Raw genomic sequence first — 19377 nt, 5'->3', positions numbered from 1 at the left:
AAGCCGCGCGCCGCCCGAACCGCGTTTTCCCGCGCCAGCACGCCCTCGCGGTCCCCTGGCGTGCGTCGGCGGGTGGCGCGGGCCGTGTGGCAGAGCGCGGAGCGCCGCGTTACCCTGACGCATGACCGCGAGCCCGCACCCCGACCCGGCGACCACCACCCGCCCGGACCTCCTGCGCGTCCTGATCTGCGACGAAATGAACCCCGGCGAGCTGAACTTCGACGGGTTCGACATCGAGTACATCCCGAACATGCCGCGCGAGGACATCCTGCGCCGCCTTCCGGAATTCGACGCGCTTATCACTCGCAGCCGCACCCGTGTGGACGTCGAACTGCTCGACGCCGCCGGCCCGCGCCTCAAGGTCGTCGGTCGCGGCGGCGTCGGCGTGGACAACATCGACCTCGACGCCGCCAGCCGCCGCGGCGTGCTGATCCTGAACGCGCCCGAAAGCAACAACGTGTCCGCCGCCGAACTCGCCGTCATGCACCTGATGGCCGCCGCGCGCGGCCTCACCCGCAGCGACGCCCTCACGAAAAGCGGCAAGTGGGACCGCAAGTTCCTCGGCGTCGAACTCAAGGACAAGACGCTCGGCATCGTCGGCCTCGGCCGCATCGGCAGCATCGTCGCCAGCCGCGCGCAGGGCCTGCGCATGCACGTCGTCGCGTTCGACCCGTACGTCAGCGCCGAGAAGTTCGCGCAGCTCGGCGTGGACCGCGCCGCCACCCTGAACGACCTGCTGGACCGCGCGGACTTCCTGACCGTCCACACGCCCCTCACCGACGAAACGGACGGCATGATCGGCGCGGAGCAGCTCGCGCGGCTCCGCCCGGGCGCCATCGTCGTGAACGCCGCGCGCGGCAACATCGTCGACGAAGCCGCCCTCGTGGACGCCCTGCACAGCGGTCACCTGTTCGCCGCGGGCGTGGACGTCTTCAAGGACGAACCGCCCGCTGCCGACCACCCGTTCCTGAGCGCCCCGAACCTCAGCATCACCGCGCACCTCGGCGCGAACACCGTGGAAGCGCAGGAGCGCGTCGGCGCGGAAATCGTGGACCGCGTCCTCGCCGCGCTGCGCGGCGACGTGAGCCGCGGCGCCGTGAACGCCCCCGCCATGGACGACGCCACCCGCGCCGCCCTCGGCGGTTACCTCGACCTCGCCGAGAAGCTCGGCAAGATCACCGCGCAGCTCCTGCCCGGCGCGAGCGAACTGGAAATCGAGTTCTACGGCAAGTTCCCCGCCGACACCGCCCCGCTCGTCACCGCGGCGCTCGTCGGGTACCTCGCGGGCACCACCGAGGACACCCCGAACCTCATCAACGCGCGCGCCCTGGCGCGCGAGCGGGGCGTGCGCATCGTCACGCGCGAGGTCGAGGCGCCCGAGGAGTACCCCACCGAGATGCGCGTCCTCGCCCGGCAGGGGGAACGCCGCCGCACCGTGGGCGGCACCGTGTTCGGCCGCATGGCCCGCCTCACGCGCCTGCGCGACTACCGCGTGGAACTCGCGCCCGAGGGGTTCATCCTGATCGTCAGCAACCAGGACAAACCAGGCGCCGTCGCGAAACTCAGCAACCTGCTGGGCACCTGGGGCATCAACATCGCGGGGATGTCGCTGGGCCGCAGCGAGCGCGGCGGGCAGGCGCTGTTCACGCTCACCCTCGACGACGGCCTCACGCCCGAGCAGCTGCGGGCCATCCGTGACCTCGACGTCGTCGAGAACGCGTACCTCGTGCAGGTCTGACCCTAGGCGTCACGCGCAGGGGCGCCGGAGCCTGCTCTGGCGCCCCCGCGCGCCTGCATGATGAGACGCCCAACATTCCAGTGCTGTGCGGCGCCGGCCCTCCCCGGTAGGCTGGGTGGCGGCGCCACCCCGGCGCGGAAAGGACCCGTTCATGCGACGACCCCTCCTGATGACCGTCCTGGCGTTCGCCTCTCTCGGCGGCGCTGCCACGCCCTACCGCAGCGTGGACCTCACCCTCACGCAGGGCACCGGCGACTTCACCGTCCGCGCCATGGCGAGCGCCTCACCGACGCTCGGCGCGCGCACCCCCAGCGTGCGCGACGGCGTTGCCAGCGTCCGCGCCGTCCATCAGGTCGGCGACTGGACGGTCGGCGTCAGCCCGAAACTCCCGCTGGCCCTCACGGTCCGCCACGAAACCGGCACGCTGACTCTCGACCTGCGCGGCCTGACGCTCACCGCCGCGAGCGTGAACCACGAGGTCGGGGACCTGCACGTCACCCTGCCATCCGGCCCGCTGAGTGCGTCCATCGTGAACGGCCAGGGCAACGTGAGCATCACCGCGCCCGCGACTGTCGGCGTGAGCGCCACGGTGAGTGTCACGCGCGGACACGTTCGCGTGGCGGACCGCGAGGTGGCAAACGGCCTGAACGTGACTGGCACGTACCGCACGCCGAACTACGCCACCTCGAAGCACCACGTGAAGCTCAGCATCGTCGTCAACGAAGGCGACGTCGACCTGCGCTGAGGGTCGGCGGCGTGCGTCTGGACACCTGCGCCACGCGCCGCCGCGCAGCCCGTACAGTACGCGCATGCCCGAAGACCACCTGCCCCTGAACCGCGCGCGCCTGATCGCGCCCGGCCCCGTGGAAGTCGAACCGCGCGTCCTGCTGGAACTCGCGCAGCCGCAGATGCACCACCGCGCGCCCGAGGGCCGCGCGAAACTCCTCGAAGCGCGCGAAAAGCTCACGCGCCTGCTCGGCGACCCGTACGAGGCAGTCATCACCAGCACGAGCGGCACGGGCGCGTTCGAGGGTGCGCTCGTGAGCCTCGTGCCGGACGGCGCGCGCGTCGTGAACGCCAGCGCCGGGAAGTTCAGCGAACGCTGGGGCGACATGGCCGAGCGCCTCGGGTACGACACCGTCAAAGTCGAGCGGCCCTGGGGTGAACTGCTCGACGCCGGTGAGGTCGCGGACGCCGCGCGCGACGCGCACACCCTGCTGATCACGCACAGCGAAACCAGCACGGGCGCCCTGCACGACCTGGAAGCCATCGCGCGCGCCGCGCGCGCCGTGAACCCGGACCTGCTGATCATCGCGGACTGCATCACCAGCTACGGCGTCGCGGAACTCCGCCCGGCCGCGTGGGGCGTGGACGTGATCGTGAGTGGCAGCCAGAAAGGCACCGCCACGCCGCCCGGCCTGGGCTTCGTGCTGTTCGGCGAGCGGGCGCAGGCGCGCCTGATCAGCGGCACCCGCAAGGGCTTCTACCTCGACCTCGAACGGGAACTGAAGGGGCAGCGCAACGGCGACACGCCGCAGACGCCCGCCATCAACCTGATCTACGCCCTCAGCACCGCCCTGGACCGCCTGCTCGCCGTGCCGCTGGAGGTCCTGTGGGCCGAGAAGCGGCGGCAGGTGAACGCCCTCGTCGCGGCGGGCCGCGCGCTCGGCAGCGACCCGTGGGCGGCGCGCGTATCCCCGGCCGTGGCGGTCCTGAAACCGCCGGCGGGCCTGACCGGGCGGCAGGTGGCGGCGCGCCTCGCGGAAATGGGGCAGCGGGCCCTGCCGGGGCAGGCGCCGCACGAGGACGCGGTGTACCGCATCAGCACGCTCGGGTACGCGGACCGGTACGACGCGCTCGGCATCGCTGGCATGCTGGAGGACGCCTTCGCTGGCCTCGGCGTGCGCTTCGAGCGGGGCGCGGCCGTGCACGCCGCGTGGCAGGCGCTCGGCGAGGACTGACGCGCTCGCCGTGCGGGGTGGCGGCGACGCGCCGCCCCCCGTACAATGCCGTTGATGTCCCAGTCCGTCGCGCCCGCCCAGAAAACCGCCGAGGCCATCGCCGTGCTGACGTTCGCGCTCACGTTCGTGGGCCTGATCCTCGAGCGGGACGTCCTCATCATCGTGGGCCTCGTGCTGTTCGTGCTGTCGCTGGTGCTGGTCGGCATGCAGGACCGCCGCCGCTGACCCCTGCAGCAGAGGAGGCGCCCCCGGTCCGGGAGTGCCTCCTCGCCGCCGTGTTCAGGCTTCGCTGGACGCGGTTGCCGCCACCGGCACGCGCGGGCCGGTCGTCTCCTCGCGCGGCAGCGAGAAGCTGAACGTCGCGCCCTGCCCCTCCGTGCCCTCCGCCCAGACGCGCCCGCCATGGCGCGCCACGATGCGTTTCACGTTCGCGAGGCCCACGCCGGTCCCCTCGAAGCTGTCCGGCGAGTGCAGCCGCTGGAACACCCCGAACAGCTTGTGCGCGTACGCCATGTTGAACCCCACGCCGTTGTCCCGCACGTGCACGACGTCCTCGCGCGCGCCCGTCTCGCCCCACAGGGCCACCCGGATGGGCGTGCGGTCCCGCGCGTACTTCACGGCGTTCGCCACCAGGTTCATCAGCACCTGCCGTAGCGCCGCCGGGTCGCCGTACACGGTTGGCAGGTCCTGCACGTCCCACTCGATCACGCGGCCCTCATTGGCGCGTTCCACGTCCTGCATGACCTCCTGCACGACGCTGCCGAGCGGCACCTCGCGGAACACCAGGTCCTGTCGGCCGGTGCGGGCGAACTCCAGCAGGTCGTTGATCAGGCCGTCCATGCGCTTCGCGGACTCCTGAATGATGGTCAGGCGCCGCGTGGCCTTCTCGGGCAGCAGGCCCTGCGTGTCGCGGCTCAGCAGGTCCGCGAAGCTCGCGATGTGCCGCAGCGGCGTGCGCAGGTCGTGCGAGATGCTGTACGCGAACGCCTCCAGTTCGCGGTTCACGTCCTCAAGCTGCGCGGTGCGGCTTTCCACGCGCGCTTCGAGCGAGAGGTTCAGCGCGACCAGTTCCGCCTCGATGCGCTTGCGGTCCGAGACATCCTTGCCGGTCGACACGACGTGCGTGATCCGCCCGCGCTCGTCCTTGATGGGCGTGAGCGTTTTCTCCTTGTGGTACAAGCTACCGTCCTTGCGGCGGTTCATGACGTCCCCGCGGTACGTTTCGCCGCGCAGCAGCGCAGGCCACACCTCCTGCGTGAACACCTGCCCCACGCCTTCAGGCCACAGGATGCTCGCGTGCTGCCCGATGGCCTCGTCGCGCGCGTACCCGGTGACGCGCTCGAACGCCGGGTTCACGTATTCGATCACGCCCTCGCGGTCCGCGATGAAGATCGGGTCGGCGGCCTGCTCCACGGCGCTCGACAGCTTGCGCATTTCCTGCTGCGCGCGCATGCGCTCCCGTTCGTTCGCGCGGCGCAGCCGGTCCTGCGCCGCGCGCGCCTGCTGCGCCTCCAGTTCCCGCAGGCGCCGCTCGTGCGCCTGCACCATCAGCGTCTTGAGATGCAGGTCCACGAACACGCTGACTTTCGCGCGCAGCACCTCCGCCTGCACCGGCGAGAAGATGAAGTCCACCGCGCCGAGCGAGTACCCGCCCAGCATGTCCGCTTCGGCCCGGTCGTACGCCGTCACGAAGATGATCGGCGTGCCCTCGGTCTGCTTGCGGCTGCGGATCAGGCTGGCCGTCTCGAATCCGTCCATGTCGGGCATGCGCACGTCCAGGAGAATCACGGCGTACTCGTCTTGCAGCAGCAGGCGCAGCGCCTCGCGGCCCGACGAGGCCATCACGATGTTCTGCCCGAGCGGCGACAGGGCCGCCGCGAGCGCGAGGCGCTTGGCGTCCTGGTCGTCGACGATGAGGATGTTCGCGGACGGCGTGGGGTTCGCGGCGCTCACGCGATTCTCCGGTACAGCTTCTCGGTGAGGTTCAGGGTGGAGTACCGCCCGGCGTGCGCGCTGAAGTCCAGCGACTCATGCCGCCCGAGGCCCAGCACGCCGAACGGCACGAGGCTTTCGGTGAGCAGCGCGTGCACGTGCTCCTGTAGGGGTTTCTTGAAGTAGATCATGACGTTGCGGCACAAAATCAGGTGGAACTCGTTGAACGAGCCGTCCGTGGCGAGGTTATGCTGTCCCCAGATGATATTGCGCCGCAGGCTGGCGTGCACGATGCCGTGATCATACTGCTGCGTGAAGTACGCGCCGAAGTCGCCGGTGCCGCCCGAGAGCGCGTACGCCTGCGCGTATGCGCTGAGCTTGTCCTGCGGGTAGATGCCGCTCCTGGCCGCCGCGAGCGCAGCCGCGCTCATGTCCGTGGCGTACAGGCGCGTGCGCTCCAGCAGGCCCGCCTCGTGCAGAAGGATCGCCATGCTGTACACCTCCTCGCCGGTCGCGCAGCCGGCGTGCCACACGCGAATGAACGGGTGCGTGCGCAGCACCGGAATCACCTGCTCCCGCAACGCCCGGAAGAAGGTGGGGTCGCGGAACATCTCGGTGACGTTGATGCTCAGGCACTCGATCAGGCGGTTCATCGCCTGTGGGTCGCGCAGCACGCGCTCCTGCAGGGCGCTGACCGTTTCGAGCCCTTCGGCGTGCCGGCAGTGCAGGACGCGCCGCCGGATGGTGGCGGGCGCGTACGCGCGGAAGTCATGGCCGTACCGGCGGTACACACCTTCGAGCAGCAGCGCGATTTCGATGTCCTCGAGGGTGTCGGGGGGGGCGGGGCGCTCATCACGTCGTTCTCCGGGGGGCCTGTCCGGGCGCGCCCGCCACTAGCGGGGCGGGGCGCGCGCCGGGCGTGTTCATCGGTACAGCCACACGCGCAGCAGGGACAGCAGCTTCTCGCTGTGCACGGGTTTGCTGATGTAGTCGCTCGCGCCCGACGCGATGGACTTCTCGCGGTCGCCGGGCATGGCCTTGGCGGTCAGCGAGATGATCGGCAGGTTCTTGAACTTGCGGTTCTGGCGGATCAGGCGGGTCGTTTCGTACCCGTCGAGTTCGGGCATCATGACGTCCATCAGGATCACGTCGATGTCCGGCGTGCTTTCCAGCATGTTGATGGCGTCGCGGCCGTTCTCGGCGGTGAACACCGTCATGTGGTGGCGCTCCAGCACCGCCGTGAGCGCGAAGATGTTGCGGATGTCATCGTCCACGACGAGCACGCGTTTGCCGCGCAGCATCGGGTCCTGCTGGCGCGCGCCTTCCAGAATCTGCCGTTTCGCTTCGGGCAGGTTCGCCTCGACGCGGTGCAGGAACAGCGTCACCTCGTCCAGCAGGCGTTCCGGCGAGCGGACGTCCTTGAGGATGATGCTTTTCGCGGCCTTGCGCAGCTGCGTCTCCTGCTGCCGCGTGAGGTCCTGCGCGGTGTACACGATGATCGGGATGGCGCGGAACGCCGGGTTCTTCTGCAGCGTCGTGATCAGGTCGAAGCCGCTCATGTCGGGCAGCTTCAGGTCCAGCACGATGCAGTCGAACGCGGTGGTCGCCAGGGCGCCGAGCGCCTCGGCGCCGCTGCTCACGGCGGTGGTTTTCACGTCGCCGTTCCCGATGAGGTCCACGATGTTTTCACGCTGCGTCAGGTCGTCCTCGACGACGAGGAGGTTCTTGACGCGCCGCGCGATGAACGACTCGAGGTTCTCGAACGCCTGGTGCAGCGCCGCGCGGTCACCGCTCTTGGTGACGTGGTCGAGCGCGCCGAGCTTGCGGCCCAGCAGCGTCGCCTCCTCGCCGCTGATGATGTGCACGGGGATATGCCGCGTGACCGGGTCGTGCTTGAGGTGGTCGAGGACCGCCCAGCCGCTGGTGTCCGGCAGGCTGAGGTCCAGCGTGATCGCGGACGGGCGGTACGTCTGCGCGAGCGTGATGGCCTGCTCCCCGCGCGACGCGATGAGCGCCATGAAGCCGCGCTCGTGCGCGAGGTCCAGCAGGATGCCCGCGAACGTCGCGTCGTCCTCGACGATCAGGACCGTGCGGTCCCCCGGCTGGATGGACGCGCGGTCATCCGACAAGATCGGCGTGGCGTCCGCCACCGGGGTGGGCGCCGACGCGGGACTCAGGTCCGCCTGCACGTCCGGGGCGGCCTTGCGCGGCTCCGGGCGCGTCGCCAGGGCGCTCGGCGCGCCGCTGGCCGGGCTGAGGGTAGCCGCCGTGGGCAGCGCGCCCGGCAGTACGCGGCTGCCCGACCCGGACGGTGCGGGCGTTTCGGTGTAGCCGTTCGTGGGGAGGTACAGCGTGAAGGTGCTGCCGGTGCCGGGCGTGCTCTGCAGGGTGATTTCCCCGCCGAGGATGCGCGCCAGTTCGCGGCTGATGGCGAGGCCCAGGCCGGTGCCGCCGTACTTGCGGCTGGTCGTGCCGTCCGCCTGCTGGAACGCCTCGAAGATGACGCGCTGCTTGTCCGGCGCGATGCCGATGCCGGTGTCGGACACGCGGAACGCGATGACGCCCGGCGCGCGGCTCAGGGCCGGGTGGTCGCTGCTCCAGCCGCTCGTGGCGGGCGTGACCGTGAGGCGCACCTCGCCGCGCTCCGTGAACTTGAACGCGTTCGAGAGGAGGTTCTTGAGGATCTGCAGCAGGCGCTTCTCGTCCGAGACCAGACTGCCGGGCAGGCGCGCGTCGAAGTCCAGCGCGAACGCCACGCCCTTGTCCGCCGCCATGTGCGTGAACGTGGACTCCACGGACTCACGCACGGCGCGCAGCGGCACGTCAGCGGTGTCCGCCGTGACGGTGCCGGACTCGATCTTGCTCAGGTCGAGGATGTCGTTGATGAGGTTCAGCAGGTCGTTGCCGGACGCGAAGATCGTGCGCGCGTACGCCACCTGCTGCTCGCTGAGGTTCCGCTCGGGGTTGTCGCGCAGTTGGTTCGCGAGCAGCAGCAGGCTGTTGAGCGGCGTGCGCAGCTCGTGGCTCATGTTCGCGAGGAACTCGCTCTTGTACTTGCTGGTGAGGGCCAGCTGCGCGGCCTTCTCCTCGAGCGCCTGGCGGGCCGTTTCGACCTCGCGGTTCTTGTGCTCCACCTCGCGGTTCTGGTCGGCGAGCAGCCGCGCCTTCTCCTCGAGTTCCTCGTTGGTCTGGCGCAGTTCTTCCTGCTGGCTCTGCAGTTCCTGCGCCATGCCCTGCGACTGCGTGAGCAGCGTCTCGGTGCGCATGGTCGCCTGGATGGTGTTCAGCACGATGCCGATGGATTCCGTGAGCTGCTCGAGGAACGCGAGGTGCGTGGCGCTGAACATCTCGAACGACGCGAGCTCGATCACGGCCTTGGTTTCGCCCTCGAACACGACGGGCAGCACGACGATGTTGCTGGGCGTGGCCGCGCCGAGGCCGCTGTTGATCTGCACGTAGTCGTGCGGCACGTGCGTGAGCACGATGGGTTCCTGCTCCAGCGCGCATTGTCCGACGAGGCCCTCGCCCAGGCGGAAGCGGTTCGCGAGGCCCTTGCGTTCGCGGTACGCGTAGCTCGCCTGCAGCTGCAGGGTGGGCACGTTCGCTTCTTCGTCCATGGTGTAGAACACGCCGTGGTTCGCGCGCACGAGTGGCGCGAGCTCGCTGAGGATCAGGCGGCTGACCGTGAGCAGGTCACGCTGGCCCTGCAGCATCCGCGTGAACTTCGCGAGGTTGGTCTTGAGCCAGTCCTGCTCGTTGTTCTTCTCGGTGGTGTCGCGCAGGTTGTGGATCATCGCGTTGATGTTGTCCTTCAGCGCGTCCAGTTCCCCGCGGGCGTCGAGGTTGATGGAGCGCGTCAGGTCCCCGGCGGTCACGGCCGTGGCGACTTCCGCGATGGCGCGCACCTGCGTCGTGAGGTTCGCGGCGAGCTGGTTCACGTTGTCGGTGAGGTCCTTCCAGGTGCCGCTGGCGCCGGGGACGCTGGCCTGCCCGCCGAGTTTGCCTTCGACGCCCACCTCGCGGGCCACGCCGGTGACCTGCTCGGCGAAGGTGGCGAGGGTGTCGATCATGCTGTTGATCGTCTCGGCGAGTTCGGCGATCTCACCTTTCGCTTCGAGGGTAAGGGTCTTCTTGAGGTCGCCGTTCGCGACGGCGGTGACGACGCGGGCGATGCCGCGCACCTGACCGGTGAGGTTGCCGGCCATGCTGTTGACGTTGTCGGTGAGGTCCTTCCAGGTGCCGCCGACGCCGGGGACGTTCGCCTGCCCGCCGAGTTTGCCTTCGGTGCCCACCTCGCGGGCGACGCGGGTGACTTCGCTGGCGAAAGCGTTGAGCTGGTCGACCATGGTGTTGATGGTGTTCTTGAGTTCGAGCAGCTCGCCGCGCACGTCAACGGTGATTTTCTTGCTGAGGTCGCCGTTGGCGACGGCGGTGGTGACGAAGGCGATGTTGCGCACCTGGTTGGTCAGGTTGGACGCCATGAAGTTCACGTTGTCCGTCAGGTCCTTCCACGTCCCGCCCACCCCGCGGACGTCCGCCTGGCCACCCAGGCGACCCTCGGTGCCCACCTCGCGAGCGACGCGGGTCACTTCGCCCGCGAAGCTGTTCAGCTGGTCCACCATGGTGTTGATGGTGTTCTTCAGTTCGAGGATCTCGCCCTTGGCGTCCGCGGTGATTTTCTTGCTGAGGTCGCCGTTCGCCACCGCCGTCGTGACGAAGGCGATGTTGCGCACCTGATCCGTCAGGTTGGACGCCATGAAGTTCACGTTGTCGGTGAGGTCCTTCCAGGTGCCGCCGACGCCCTTCACCTCAGCCTGCCCGCCGAGTTTGCCTTCGGTGCCCACCTCGCGCGCCACGCGCGTCACTTCGCCCGCGAAGGCGTTGAGCTGGTCCACCATGGTGTTGATGGTGTTCTTCAGTTCGAGGATCTCGCCCTTGGCGTCCGCAGTGATTTTCTTGCTGAGGTCGCCGTTCGCCACCGCCGTCGTGACGAAGGCGATGTTGCGCACCTGATCCGTCAGGTTCCCCGCCATGAAGTTCACGTTGTCGGTGAGGTCCTTCCAGGTGCCGCTGGCGCCGGGGACGCTGGCCTGCCCGCCGAGTTTGCCTTCGACGCCCACCTCGCGGGCCACGCCGGTGACCTGCTCGGCGAAGGTGGCGAGGGTGTCGATCATGCTGTTGATCGTCTCGGCGAGTTCGGCGATCTCACCTTTCGCTTCGAGGGTAAGGGTCTTCTTGAGGTCGCCGTTCGCGACGGCGGTGACGACGCGGGCGATGCCGCGCACCTGACCGGTGAGGTTGCCGGCCATGCTGTTGACGTTGTCGGTGAGGTCCTTCCAGGTGCCGCCGACGCCGGGGACGTTCGCCTGCCCGCCGAGTTTGCCTTCGGTGCCCACCTCGCGGGCGACGCGGGTGACTTCGCTGGCGAAAGCGTTGAGCTGGTCGACCATGGTGTTGATGGTGTTCTTGAGTTCGAGCAGCTCGCCGCGCACGTCAACGGTGATTTTCTTGCTGAGGTCGCCGTTGGCGACGGCGGTGGTGACGAAGGCGATGTTGCGCACCTGGTTGGTCAGGTTGGACGCCATGAAGTTCACGTTGTCCGTCAGGTCCTTCCACGTCCCGCCGATGCCCTTCACCTCGGCCTGCCCGCCGAGTTTGCCTTCAGTGCCCACCTCGCGAGCGACGCGGGTCACTTCGCCCGCGAAGCTGTTCAGCTGGTCCACCATGGTGTTCACGGTGTTCTTCAGGTCCAGAATCTCACCGCGCGCATCGACGGTGATTTTCTTGCTGAGGTCGCCGTTCGCCACCGCCGTCGTGACCTCCGCGATGTTGCGCACCTGGTTGGTCAGGTTGGACGCCATGTAGTTCACGTTGTCGGTGAGGTCCTTCCAGGTGCCGCCGACGCCCTTCACCTCGGCCTGCCCGCCGAGTTTGCCTTCGGTGCCCACCTCGCGCGCCACGCGCGTCACTTCGCCCGCGAAGCTGTTCAGCTGGTCCACCATGGTGTTCACGGTGCGCGCCGTCTGCAGGAACTGCCCCTGAATAGGCTGCCCGTTCGTCTCGACCGCCATGGTCTGCGACAGGTCGCCGTTCGCGACGGCGGTGATGACGCGGGTCATTTCGCTGGTGGGCCACACGAGGTCGTCGATCAGCTCGTTCATGCCCTCGATCAGCTGCACCCAGGAGCCCGTGGTGGGGCCAAGTGGGACGCGCTGCGTGACCTTGCCTTCCTTGCCGACGATGCGGCCCACGCGGGCGACGTCCGCGGCGATGCGTTCGCTGTTTTCCAGCACCTCGTTGAAGGCGTCGGCGATCTTGCCGGCGACGCCCGTCCAGGTGACGGGCAGACGCGCGGTGAAGTCGCCTTTCTTATAGGCGTTCAGCGCGGCGAGAAGGAGGTGTTCATCGAGCGGCTGTGCGGTGGGGGAGATGTCAGTCATAAGGGTGGGGGAGCCAGCAGGCGCAGGGAAATTACGTTGCCGACACTGCCCCAAAGAATATGGAACCGTAAGCCCTCATACACGTGAAATGAACCAAAGATGAACTTAAAATCCAGGTTCTCTCATGCGAAACTCCCGAACCTGATTCATAGGAAAAAAGACACAATTCATTTGTACCCTCAGCCGTCATCCGGGGGGGGCCTGCCCAGCGCGCGCGCTGTCCGGCCCGCCGCCACCAGCAGGGCGTCCCATACTGTGCTGAACGGCGGCGCGTACGCCAGGTCATACGCCTCCAGGTCATGCACGGTCCCCCGGGCGTGCAGCGTGGCCGCCAGCACGTCCACCCGCTTCACCGCGTCCGGCTGCCCCACCAGCTGCCCGCCCAGCAACCGCCCCGACGCACGCTCCGCCACCAGGCGCACGTGCAATGGCGCGTGCCCCGGGTAGTACCCGGGCCGGTCCGCCAGCGCACTGTCCACCGCCACGGCGTCGAGCCCCACAGCCCGCGCCTCTGCGAGCGTCAACCCCGTGCGCGCCACGCCCAGCCCGAACACCTTGAAGATCCCCGTGCCCACAATTCCCGGGAAGCGCGCCGCGCCGCCCGTCATGTTCACACCCGCCACGCGCCCCATGCGGTTCGCCGTGAGGCCCAGCGGCACATGCACGAACCGCCGCGACACCCGGTGCCGCACCTCGCACACGTCCCCCGCCGCCCACACGCCCGGCACCGCCGTCCGGCACGCCACGTCCACGCGCACCGCCCCGGACCGCCCCAGGCGCGCCCCCGCCGCGCGCGCCAGCTCCGCGTTGGCGCGCACACCCACGGCCACCACCACCACGTCCGTGCGTACGAACCCGGCGCTCGTGTGCACGCCTGTCACGCGCCCCGCGCGCGCGCCCAGGCCCTCCACCGTCACGCCCGTGCGCACGTCCACGCCGCCGCGCTCCACCTCCGCGCGCACCGGGGCGGCCACCTCCGGGTCCAGGGCGCGCCCGGCCACGTCCTCCTGCGCTTCCAGCAGCGCCACGCTCAGGCCGCGCGCCCGCAGCGCCTCCGCCAGCTCCAGCCCGATGTACCCGCCCCCGATGATCGCCACGCGCCGCGCGCCGCGCACGCTCGCGTCGAGCGCCTGCGCGTCCGCCATGGTCCGCAGCGTATGCACGCCCGCCAGTCCGGGCACGCTCCACGCCGGCTGCACGGCGGACACGCCCGTGGCGATCAGCAGTTCGTCGTACGGCTCGGTCCTCGACCCACCCGGCCCGCGCACCGTGACGGTCCGCGCGCGCGCGTCCACGCCCGTCACCTCGTGCTCCAGCTGCACGTGCAGGCCCCGCCCGCGCAGCTGCTGCGGAGTGCGCGCCACCAGCACGTCCCAGTCCGGCTTGTCCTGCGCGAGGGCGTACGGCAGGCCGCACGCGCCATAGCTCACCCACGCGCCCCGTTCGAACACCACGATCTCCGCGTCCGGGTTCGCGCGGCGCGCGCGGCTCGCGGCGCTCATGCCCGCCGCGACGCCCCCCACCACCACCATCCGCATACCCCCGTCGTAGCACGCGCCCGCCAGTGCGCTCACCCTCATGAAGGGCGATATAAGGTGCCCACAGCAGCGCCGCCTACAATAAACGTCATGACCGTCCGCGCGCATGCCTGTGACTGCGACGCCCTGCCGCACGCCGCACACGTCCCCACCCGGCTGTTGGTCTACGCGCGCGGCACGCACGTCCGGCAGCGCCTGGCCGCGCTCATCCTGGCCGGCAACCTCGGCGAGGCGTACGACGACAGCAGCCACCTGCTGAGCGCTCCGAGTGTGGACGCCGTCCGCGCCCTCATGCACGCCCTCACGCCCCTCGAAGCCGAGGAGGTGCACGCCATGCCTCATGCCGACGGCCGCCTGCACTACGCCGAGGCGCGTCCGCTGCGCACCTGGCTGACGCGCCTGGAAACCACGTGGTTCCCGCAGGTCGCGGCGAACCTGCGCTTCGCGTACCAGCCGATCGTGCACGCCAACAGCGACGTCTTGGGCTTCGAGGCGCTCATGCGCGCGCAGGACGGCGATCGTCCCGTGCCGCCCCTGGACCTCCTGGAAGCCGCCACTGCGCACGACGCCGCGCGCGCCCTGGACGCGCAGGCGCGCATCGGCGCCATCCAGCAGGGCGTTCAGCGCCTCCCGCCTGGCGCGAACATCTTCGTGAACTTCGCGCCGAGTGTCGTGTACAACCCGGATGTGTGCCTGCGCACCACCTTCCGCGCCTGCCGGGAGGCGCAGGTGGACCCTCGGCGGCTGGTGTTCGAGGTGGTCGAAACCGAGGCGTATCCGGACCTGCCGACGCTGCGCCGCGTGCTGGAGCGCTACCGCGAGGAGGGCATGCGCGTCGCTCTGGATGACCTCGGGGCGGGGTACGCGAGCCTGCTGTACCTGGAGGCGCTGCGGCCGGACTTCGTGAAACTCGACCGGGACCTCGTCCGGGGCGTGCATGACGCCGACCCGCGCGTGGCGCTGATCGGGGCGATCACCCGGTACGCGCATGACCTGGGCATCGACGTGATCGCCGAGGGGATCGAGACGCCCAAGGAGCTGCGCCTCGCGCTGGAGTTGGGGGTGGACGCCATCCAGGGGTACCTGCTGGCCCGCCCGGCGCACGAGTTGGACCCGGCGGTGCTCGCGCAGGCGCAGGCGCTCGTGCGGGCCCACCAGCCTGCCCAGACAGTGCATATAGACCGAGCGGCGCAATAAAACCTCCTGTGTGCGAAGTCATGGGGCGGCAGCGGTGTAAGGTGAAATCACTTCACGTCGTACGAAACGGATTCGCGCTCAACCCGACGCCTACTCTCACCCCGGAGGTCCCGAACATGGTGCGTGTTCCGCTCGCCGTACAGCTCAGCTCATGCGTGGGGGGCCTCATCGGCGTGCTGACCCTCACGGCCGCCGTCGCCACCCCGCAGGCGCCCGCCGCCGCGCCGACCTTCACCGCCGCGCAGGTCACCGCCGGACAGCAGGTGTACGCCCAGAGCTGCCAGGGGTGCCACGGCGCCAACCTCCAGGGCAGCCGCGCCCCCGGCCTCGTCGGCACCGCCTTCCTGACCCGCTGGGCCGACGGGCGCCGCCCCGCCGCCGACCTGCACGGTTACATCGCGCAGAAGATGCCCCGCAACAAACCCGGCAGCCTCACGCCCGCGCAGGCACTCAACGTCACCGCCTACGTCCTCGCGCAAAACGGCTACGCCGCCGGCCCCCGCGCCCTCAACGCCGCCGCGCTCAAAGCCCCGCTCGCCGCGCCCCCCACCCCCAAGTAAAGCCGCGCGCTCCACAGCCCGCCCTGAGCAAGGGGAGCGCGCCTGGCACCGCCCGCGTGAGCACCTGCGGCGCCACTTGTAAAGGGGGGATGGGCACGGCGCGCGCGCCCACCCCCCGCTAAACTGCAGCGTGACCCAGGCTCCCCCCTCAGCGGCGCACCCCGACGCGCTGCACGCCCTCCAGACGATCTTCGGCTACCCGGCCTTCCGGGGGCCACAGGCGGACATCGTGAACACCGTCATCGCCGGTGAGGACGCCCTCGTCCTGATGCCCACCGGCGGTGGCAAGAGCCTCTGCTACCAGATTCCCAGCCTCGTCCGCCCCGGCGTCGGCATTGTCATCAGCCCGCTGATCGCCCTCATGAAGGACCAGGTGGACGCCCTGCGCGTCGCGGGCGTCCGCGCCGCCGCCCTCAACAGCACCCTCAGCGCCCAGGGCGCCCGCGAGATCGAGGACGCCCTGCTGCGCGGCGACCTCGACCTGCTGTACGTCGCGCCCGAACGCCTGCTGCTCGACCGCACCCTGAACCTCCTCGACCGCGCCGACCTCGCCCTGTTCGCCATCGACGAAGCCCACTGCGTGTCGCAGTGGGGCCACGACTTCCGCCCCGAGTACACCGGCCTGGGCGTCCTCGCCGAGCGGTACCCGCACGTGCCCCGCATGGCGCTCACCGCCACCGCCGACGACCGCACCCGCGACGACATCGTCCGCGTCCTCGACCTGCACGGCGCGCGCACCTTCATCAGTAGCTTCGACCGGCCGAACATCCAGTACCGCGTCACCGCGAAAAGCAGCGCCCGCACGCAACTGCTCGACTTCATCCGCACCGAACATCCCGGCGACGCCGGCATCGTGTACTGCCTGTCGCGCAAGAGCGTCGAGGAAACCGCCGCGTGGCTGTGCGAACAGGGCCTCACCGCCCTCCCGTACCACGCGGGCCTCGACGCCCGCACCCGCGACCTCCACCAGGAGCGCTTCCTGCGTGAGGAGGGCCTGATCGTCGTCGCCACCGTCGCATTCGGCATGGGCATCGACAAGCCCAACGTCCGCTTCGTCGCGCACCTCGACCTGCCCAAGAGCCTCGAAGGCTACTACCAGGAGACCGGCCGCGCGGGCCGCGACGGCCTGCCCAGCACCGCCTGGATGGCCTACGGCCTCGCGGACGTCGTGAACGTCCGCCGCATGCTCGCGCAGAGCACCGCGCCCGACGACGTGAAACGCGTGGAAGGCCGCAAACTCGACGCGCTGCTCGCGTACGCCGAAAGCGCCGCGTGCCGCCGCGTGGGCCTGCTCGCATACTTCGGCGAGGACCGCGCCGAATCGTGCGGGAACTGCGACACCTGCCTGAACCCGCCGCGCACCTGGGACGCCACCCGCCCCGCCCAGATGGCCCTGTCGGCCGCCGTACGCACCGGCAACCGCTTCGGCGCGCAGCACCTCACGGACGTCCTGCTGGGCCGCGACACGCCCCGCATCCGCGCGCTCGGCCACCACCAGCTCCCCACGTACGGCGTCGGCAAGGACCACGACGAGAAAACCTGGCGGGCCGTGCTGCGCCAGCTCACCGCCCTCGGCTACCTCACCACCGACGCCGACGGGCACGGCAGCCTGATCGCCACGCCGCAGGCGCGCACGCTGCTCAAAGGCGAAGTGACCCTGACCCTCCGCGACGACCCCGCCCCCAAAAAGGGCGCGAAAGCGCCGCGCGGCGCGGCGCAGGCGACGCTCGCGCCCGAGGATCAGGCGCTGTTCGACGCGCTCCGCACCACCCGCCTTGACCTGGCGCGCGAGGGCGGCGTGCCCCCGTACGTCATCTTCCACGACGCCACCCTCAAGGCCATGGCCGAGGCGCGCCCGCAGACGCTCGCCGCGCTCGGCGCGATCAGCGGCGTCGGCGAACGCAAACTCCAGCAGTACGGCGACCGCTTCCTCACGGTCCTGCAGGACGCTGGCGCCGGCACCACCCCCGCCCGGCCGCCACCGCGCCCGCCCCGCTGCTCGCGGCGCCCACCCCCGAGCCCGCCCCGGCCCTCCCGCCCGTGGACGGCGACCTGCTCGCCAAACTCAAGTTCCTGCGCACCACCCTCGCCCGCGAGGAAGGCCGCGCGCCGTTCACGATCTTTCCGAACGCCACCCTCGACGAGATCGCCGCGCGCCGACCTCAGGCGCTCGACGCCCTCGCCGCCATCCGCGGCGTCGGTGAAGCGCGCCTCGCCCAGTACGGCGAGCGGTTCCTGAACGTCGTCATCCAGCACGGCGGCGAAGCGACCCCTGCCTCGCCCGCCGACGTGAGCACCCCCGCGCCGCGCGCCAGCACCGGCGACACGCTCGCGGACACCCTGCGCCTGCACCGTGCGGGCCTCGACCCTGCGAGCATCGCGCGCGAGCGTGGCCTGGCGCGTTCCACGGTCATCGGGCACCTCGCGGACCTCGCCCGCACCGGCGCGGTCACGCCTGAGGACGCCACGCGCCTCACCCCAGACGATGTGGAACGCATCGCCCGGACGTACGCAACCCTCGACCCCGAAGCGCAGGGCCGCCTCAAGCCCCTGTGGGAAGCCCTCGGTGGGCAGTACGACTACGACGCCCTCAAGATCGTCCACGCCGCGCTGCACCAGCCGCACACCGACTAAGACGCACCCGGTTCCGCGGGGCGGGCGCCACGCAAACCTGCGTGGCGCCCGCCCCGCCCTGTGCTACCGTCCGCGCATGAAGCGCCATGTGTTCCTCACCGCCTCGGCACTCGCGTGCGCCACCGCGAGCGCCGGGAGCATCAGCGTCGGCCGTTTCCTAGCGGGCCTGCCGAACGTTCAGAACCTCGGGATCATTGACCGGATCGAGTCGGAGTACGCCTTTACCTACCGTCACCCGAACAGCGCGGGGTTGAACGTGAACCTGAGCGGCGCTTCGTACACCAACCAGAACCGCCTGAATGCAATCGAGTTGTCCCTCGGCAAGGACCCCCTCACGCTCACCGAACGCGGCCTGCTCGGTGAAGTCACGGTGGCGTTCGCCCTGAAGTGCTTCAACATCAATCCCGCCCGCAAGGCCGACATGCTCGCGTGGCTGAGCGCGCAGAACACCGCCGTCCGTGGTGCGAGCCGTGCGTTCGGGCCGCTGGAGCTGGAGTACCAACACGGAGCCGAGGCCAACGCCATCGTGACCCTGCGCCGAAATGGCGTTCCCGGGCAGGCGCCGTGGATCAACTTCTGCACGCCCTGAAGGCCGCCCGCTGCGCCCGCGTGGTCCGGCTGCTCCTGCTGGGCGGCAGCCTCGGCGTGGCCGCGCCGACCGCGCCCACCGACGCCCAGCTCGCCGAGGCCGTGGTGCGCGCGTACCCGGACGCGCAACTCCGCGCCGACGCCGACGCCGTCGTCTGGCCGGACGGGACGCGCACCCCCGTCACCCGCGCGGGCGCAACGAGCGGGTCGTACACCGACCGCCTGAACCACGCCGACCTGCGGGCGCAGCTCCGTACACCCTACCCGGCGTGCGCGCCCCTGCGCCCCCCCGCGTACCTCGAGGACCCGGGTCGCGCCCGCGATGACGCGTTCTTCCGCCGCCTGTACGGCAGCAGCAGCGCGCAGGTCAGCGCGCACCTGCGCGCCGTGAACTGGTTCGGGCAGCGCCTCGCATTCACGACCGTGAACGGCGCGGACCGCGCGCTCGAAGCGGTGGCGCGGGACCTCGCCGCGCAGCTGCCCCAGCACCCGGACTGGCGCGCGTTCCTCACGCCGAGCGCCGGGACGTTCCTGTGGCGAACCGTGGCGGGCACGCCGCGCCTCAGCGCGCACAGCTACGGCATCGCCATCGACCTGAACACCCGCATGAGTGCGTACTGGCAGTGGGACGGGCACCGCGAGGGCGCGCGCGGCATTCCGTACCGCAACCGTTTCCCGGCCGGGATCGTGCACACGTTCGAGCGCCACGGGTTCGTGTGGGGTGGCCGCTGGTACCACTACGACACCATGCACTTCGAGTACCGCCCGGAACTCGCGCGCTGCCCGTGA

At 70.3% G+C, this 19377-nt stretch carries 13 protein-coding genes and 1 pseudogene; 10 read left to right on the top strand and 4 right to left on the bottom strand.

Annotation, left to right across the window (positions count from 1 at the left end; translation table 11 throughout):
• Positions 1–121 precede the first annotated feature (121 nt).
• The 4 genes from serA to DEIMA_RS18285 all read left to right on the top strand — a co-directional run bounded on the left by serA (position 122) and on the right by DEIMA_RS18285 (position 3924).
• Positions 122–1738, top strand: a complete 1617-nt coding sequence (gene serA, locus DEIMA_RS11210; protein WP_013557373.1) for a phosphoglycerate dehydrogenase — start codon at positions 122–124, stop codon at positions 1736–1738.
• A gap of 151 nt (positions 1739–1889) precedes the next feature.
• Positions 1890–2483 (top strand): LiaF domain-containing protein, encoded by a 594-nt coding sequence (locus DEIMA_RS11205; protein WP_013557372.1) that lies wholly within the window; start codon positions 1890–1892, stop codon positions 2481–2483.
• Positions 2484–2547: 64 nt separating this feature from the next.
• Positions 2548–3699 carry an aminotransferase class V-fold PLP-dependent enzyme gene (locus DEIMA_RS11200; protein WP_013557371.1) on the top strand — a complete coding sequence of 384 codons (1152 nt, stop codon included), beginning with the start codon at positions 2548–2550 and terminating at the stop codon, positions 3697–3699.
• Between the two features lie 54 nt (positions 3700–3753).
• Positions 3754–3924, top strand: coding sequence for a hypothetical protein (locus tag DEIMA_RS18285; protein ID WP_013557370.1), 171 nt, complete (start codon positions 3754–3756; stop codon positions 3922–3924).
• Between the two features lie 54 nt (positions 3925–3978).
• Here the strand turns inward: DEIMA_RS18285 and DEIMA_RS11195 are convergent, their stop codons facing one another.
• The 4 genes from DEIMA_RS11195 to DEIMA_RS11180 all read right to left on the bottom strand — a co-directional run bounded on the left by DEIMA_RS11195 (position 3979) and on the right by DEIMA_RS11180 (position 13651).
• Positions 3979–5652: a sensor histidine kinase gene (locus DEIMA_RS11195; RefSeq protein ID WP_013557369.1), complete on the bottom strand. Its 1674-nt coding sequence runs from the start codon at positions 5650–5652 to the stop codon at positions 3979–3981.
• Positions 5649–6434, bottom strand: a complete 786-nt coding sequence (locus tag DEIMA_RS11190; RefSeq protein ID WP_280985085.1) for a CheR family methyltransferase — start codon at positions 6432–6434, stop codon at positions 5649–5651. Before DEIMA_RS11190 ends, DEIMA_RS11195 begins: the two co-directional genes overlap by 4 nt.
• A gap of 120 nt (positions 6435–6554) precedes the next feature.
• Entirely contained in the window at positions 6555–12071 is a 5517-nt protein-coding gene (locus DEIMA_RS11185) for a HAMP domain-containing protein (protein ID WP_013557367.1), read from the bottom strand.
• Between the two features lie 179 nt (positions 12072–12250).
• Positions 12251–13651: an FAD-dependent oxidoreductase gene (locus tag DEIMA_RS11180; RefSeq protein ID WP_013557366.1), complete on the bottom strand. Its 1401-nt coding sequence runs from the start codon at positions 13649–13651 to the stop codon at positions 12251–12253.
• A gap of 48 nt (positions 13652–13699) precedes the next feature.
• Between DEIMA_RS11180 and DEIMA_RS11175 the strand changes: the two genes are divergently transcribed.
• The 6 genes and pseudogenes from DEIMA_RS11175 (at position 13700) to DEIMA_RS11155 (ending at position 19377) form a co-directional block, all read left to right on the top strand.
• Positions 13700–14806, top strand: coding sequence for an EAL domain-containing protein (locus DEIMA_RS11175; RefSeq protein ID WP_013557365.1), 1107 nt, complete (start codon positions 13700–13702; stop codon positions 14804–14806).
• A 116-nt stretch (positions 14807–14922) separates the two neighbouring features.
• Positions 14923–15366, top strand: coding sequence for a c-type cytochrome (locus tag DEIMA_RS11170; protein ID WP_013557364.1), 444 nt, complete (start codon positions 14923–14925; stop codon positions 15364–15366).
• A 130-nt stretch (positions 15367–15496) separates the two neighbouring features.
• Positions 15497–17254, top strand: a pseudogene (recQ, locus tag DEIMA_RS11165) (DNA helicase RecQ); the annotation flags it as partial.
• Positions 17255–17406: 152 nt separating this feature from the next.
• On the top strand, positions 17407–18000 hold the full coding sequence (locus DEIMA_RS18690) for an HRDC domain-containing protein (RefSeq protein WP_076736868.1): 594 nt from the start codon (positions 17407–17409) through the stop codon (positions 17998–18000).
• A 76-nt stretch (positions 18001–18076) separates the two neighbouring features.
• Entirely contained in the window at positions 18077–18589 is a 513-nt protein-coding gene (locus DEIMA_RS18280; RefSeq protein ID WP_013557362.1) for a hypothetical protein, read from the top strand.
• Positions 18565–19377, top strand: coding sequence for a M15 family metallopeptidase (locus DEIMA_RS11155; protein ID WP_013557361.1), 813 nt, complete (start codon positions 18565–18567; stop codon positions 19375–19377). The genes DEIMA_RS18280 and DEIMA_RS11155 overlap by 25 nt, the downstream gene beginning before the upstream one ends.

It is taken from the genome of Deinococcus maricopensis DSM 21211 (assembly GCF_000186385.1).
Lineage (GTDB): Bacteria > Deinococcota > Deinococci > Deinococcales > Deinococcaceae > Deinococcus_B > Deinococcus_B maricopensis.
Note: the sequence above shows the minus strand (reverse complement) of the source record. Positions and strands in the feature narration are given on the sequence as shown.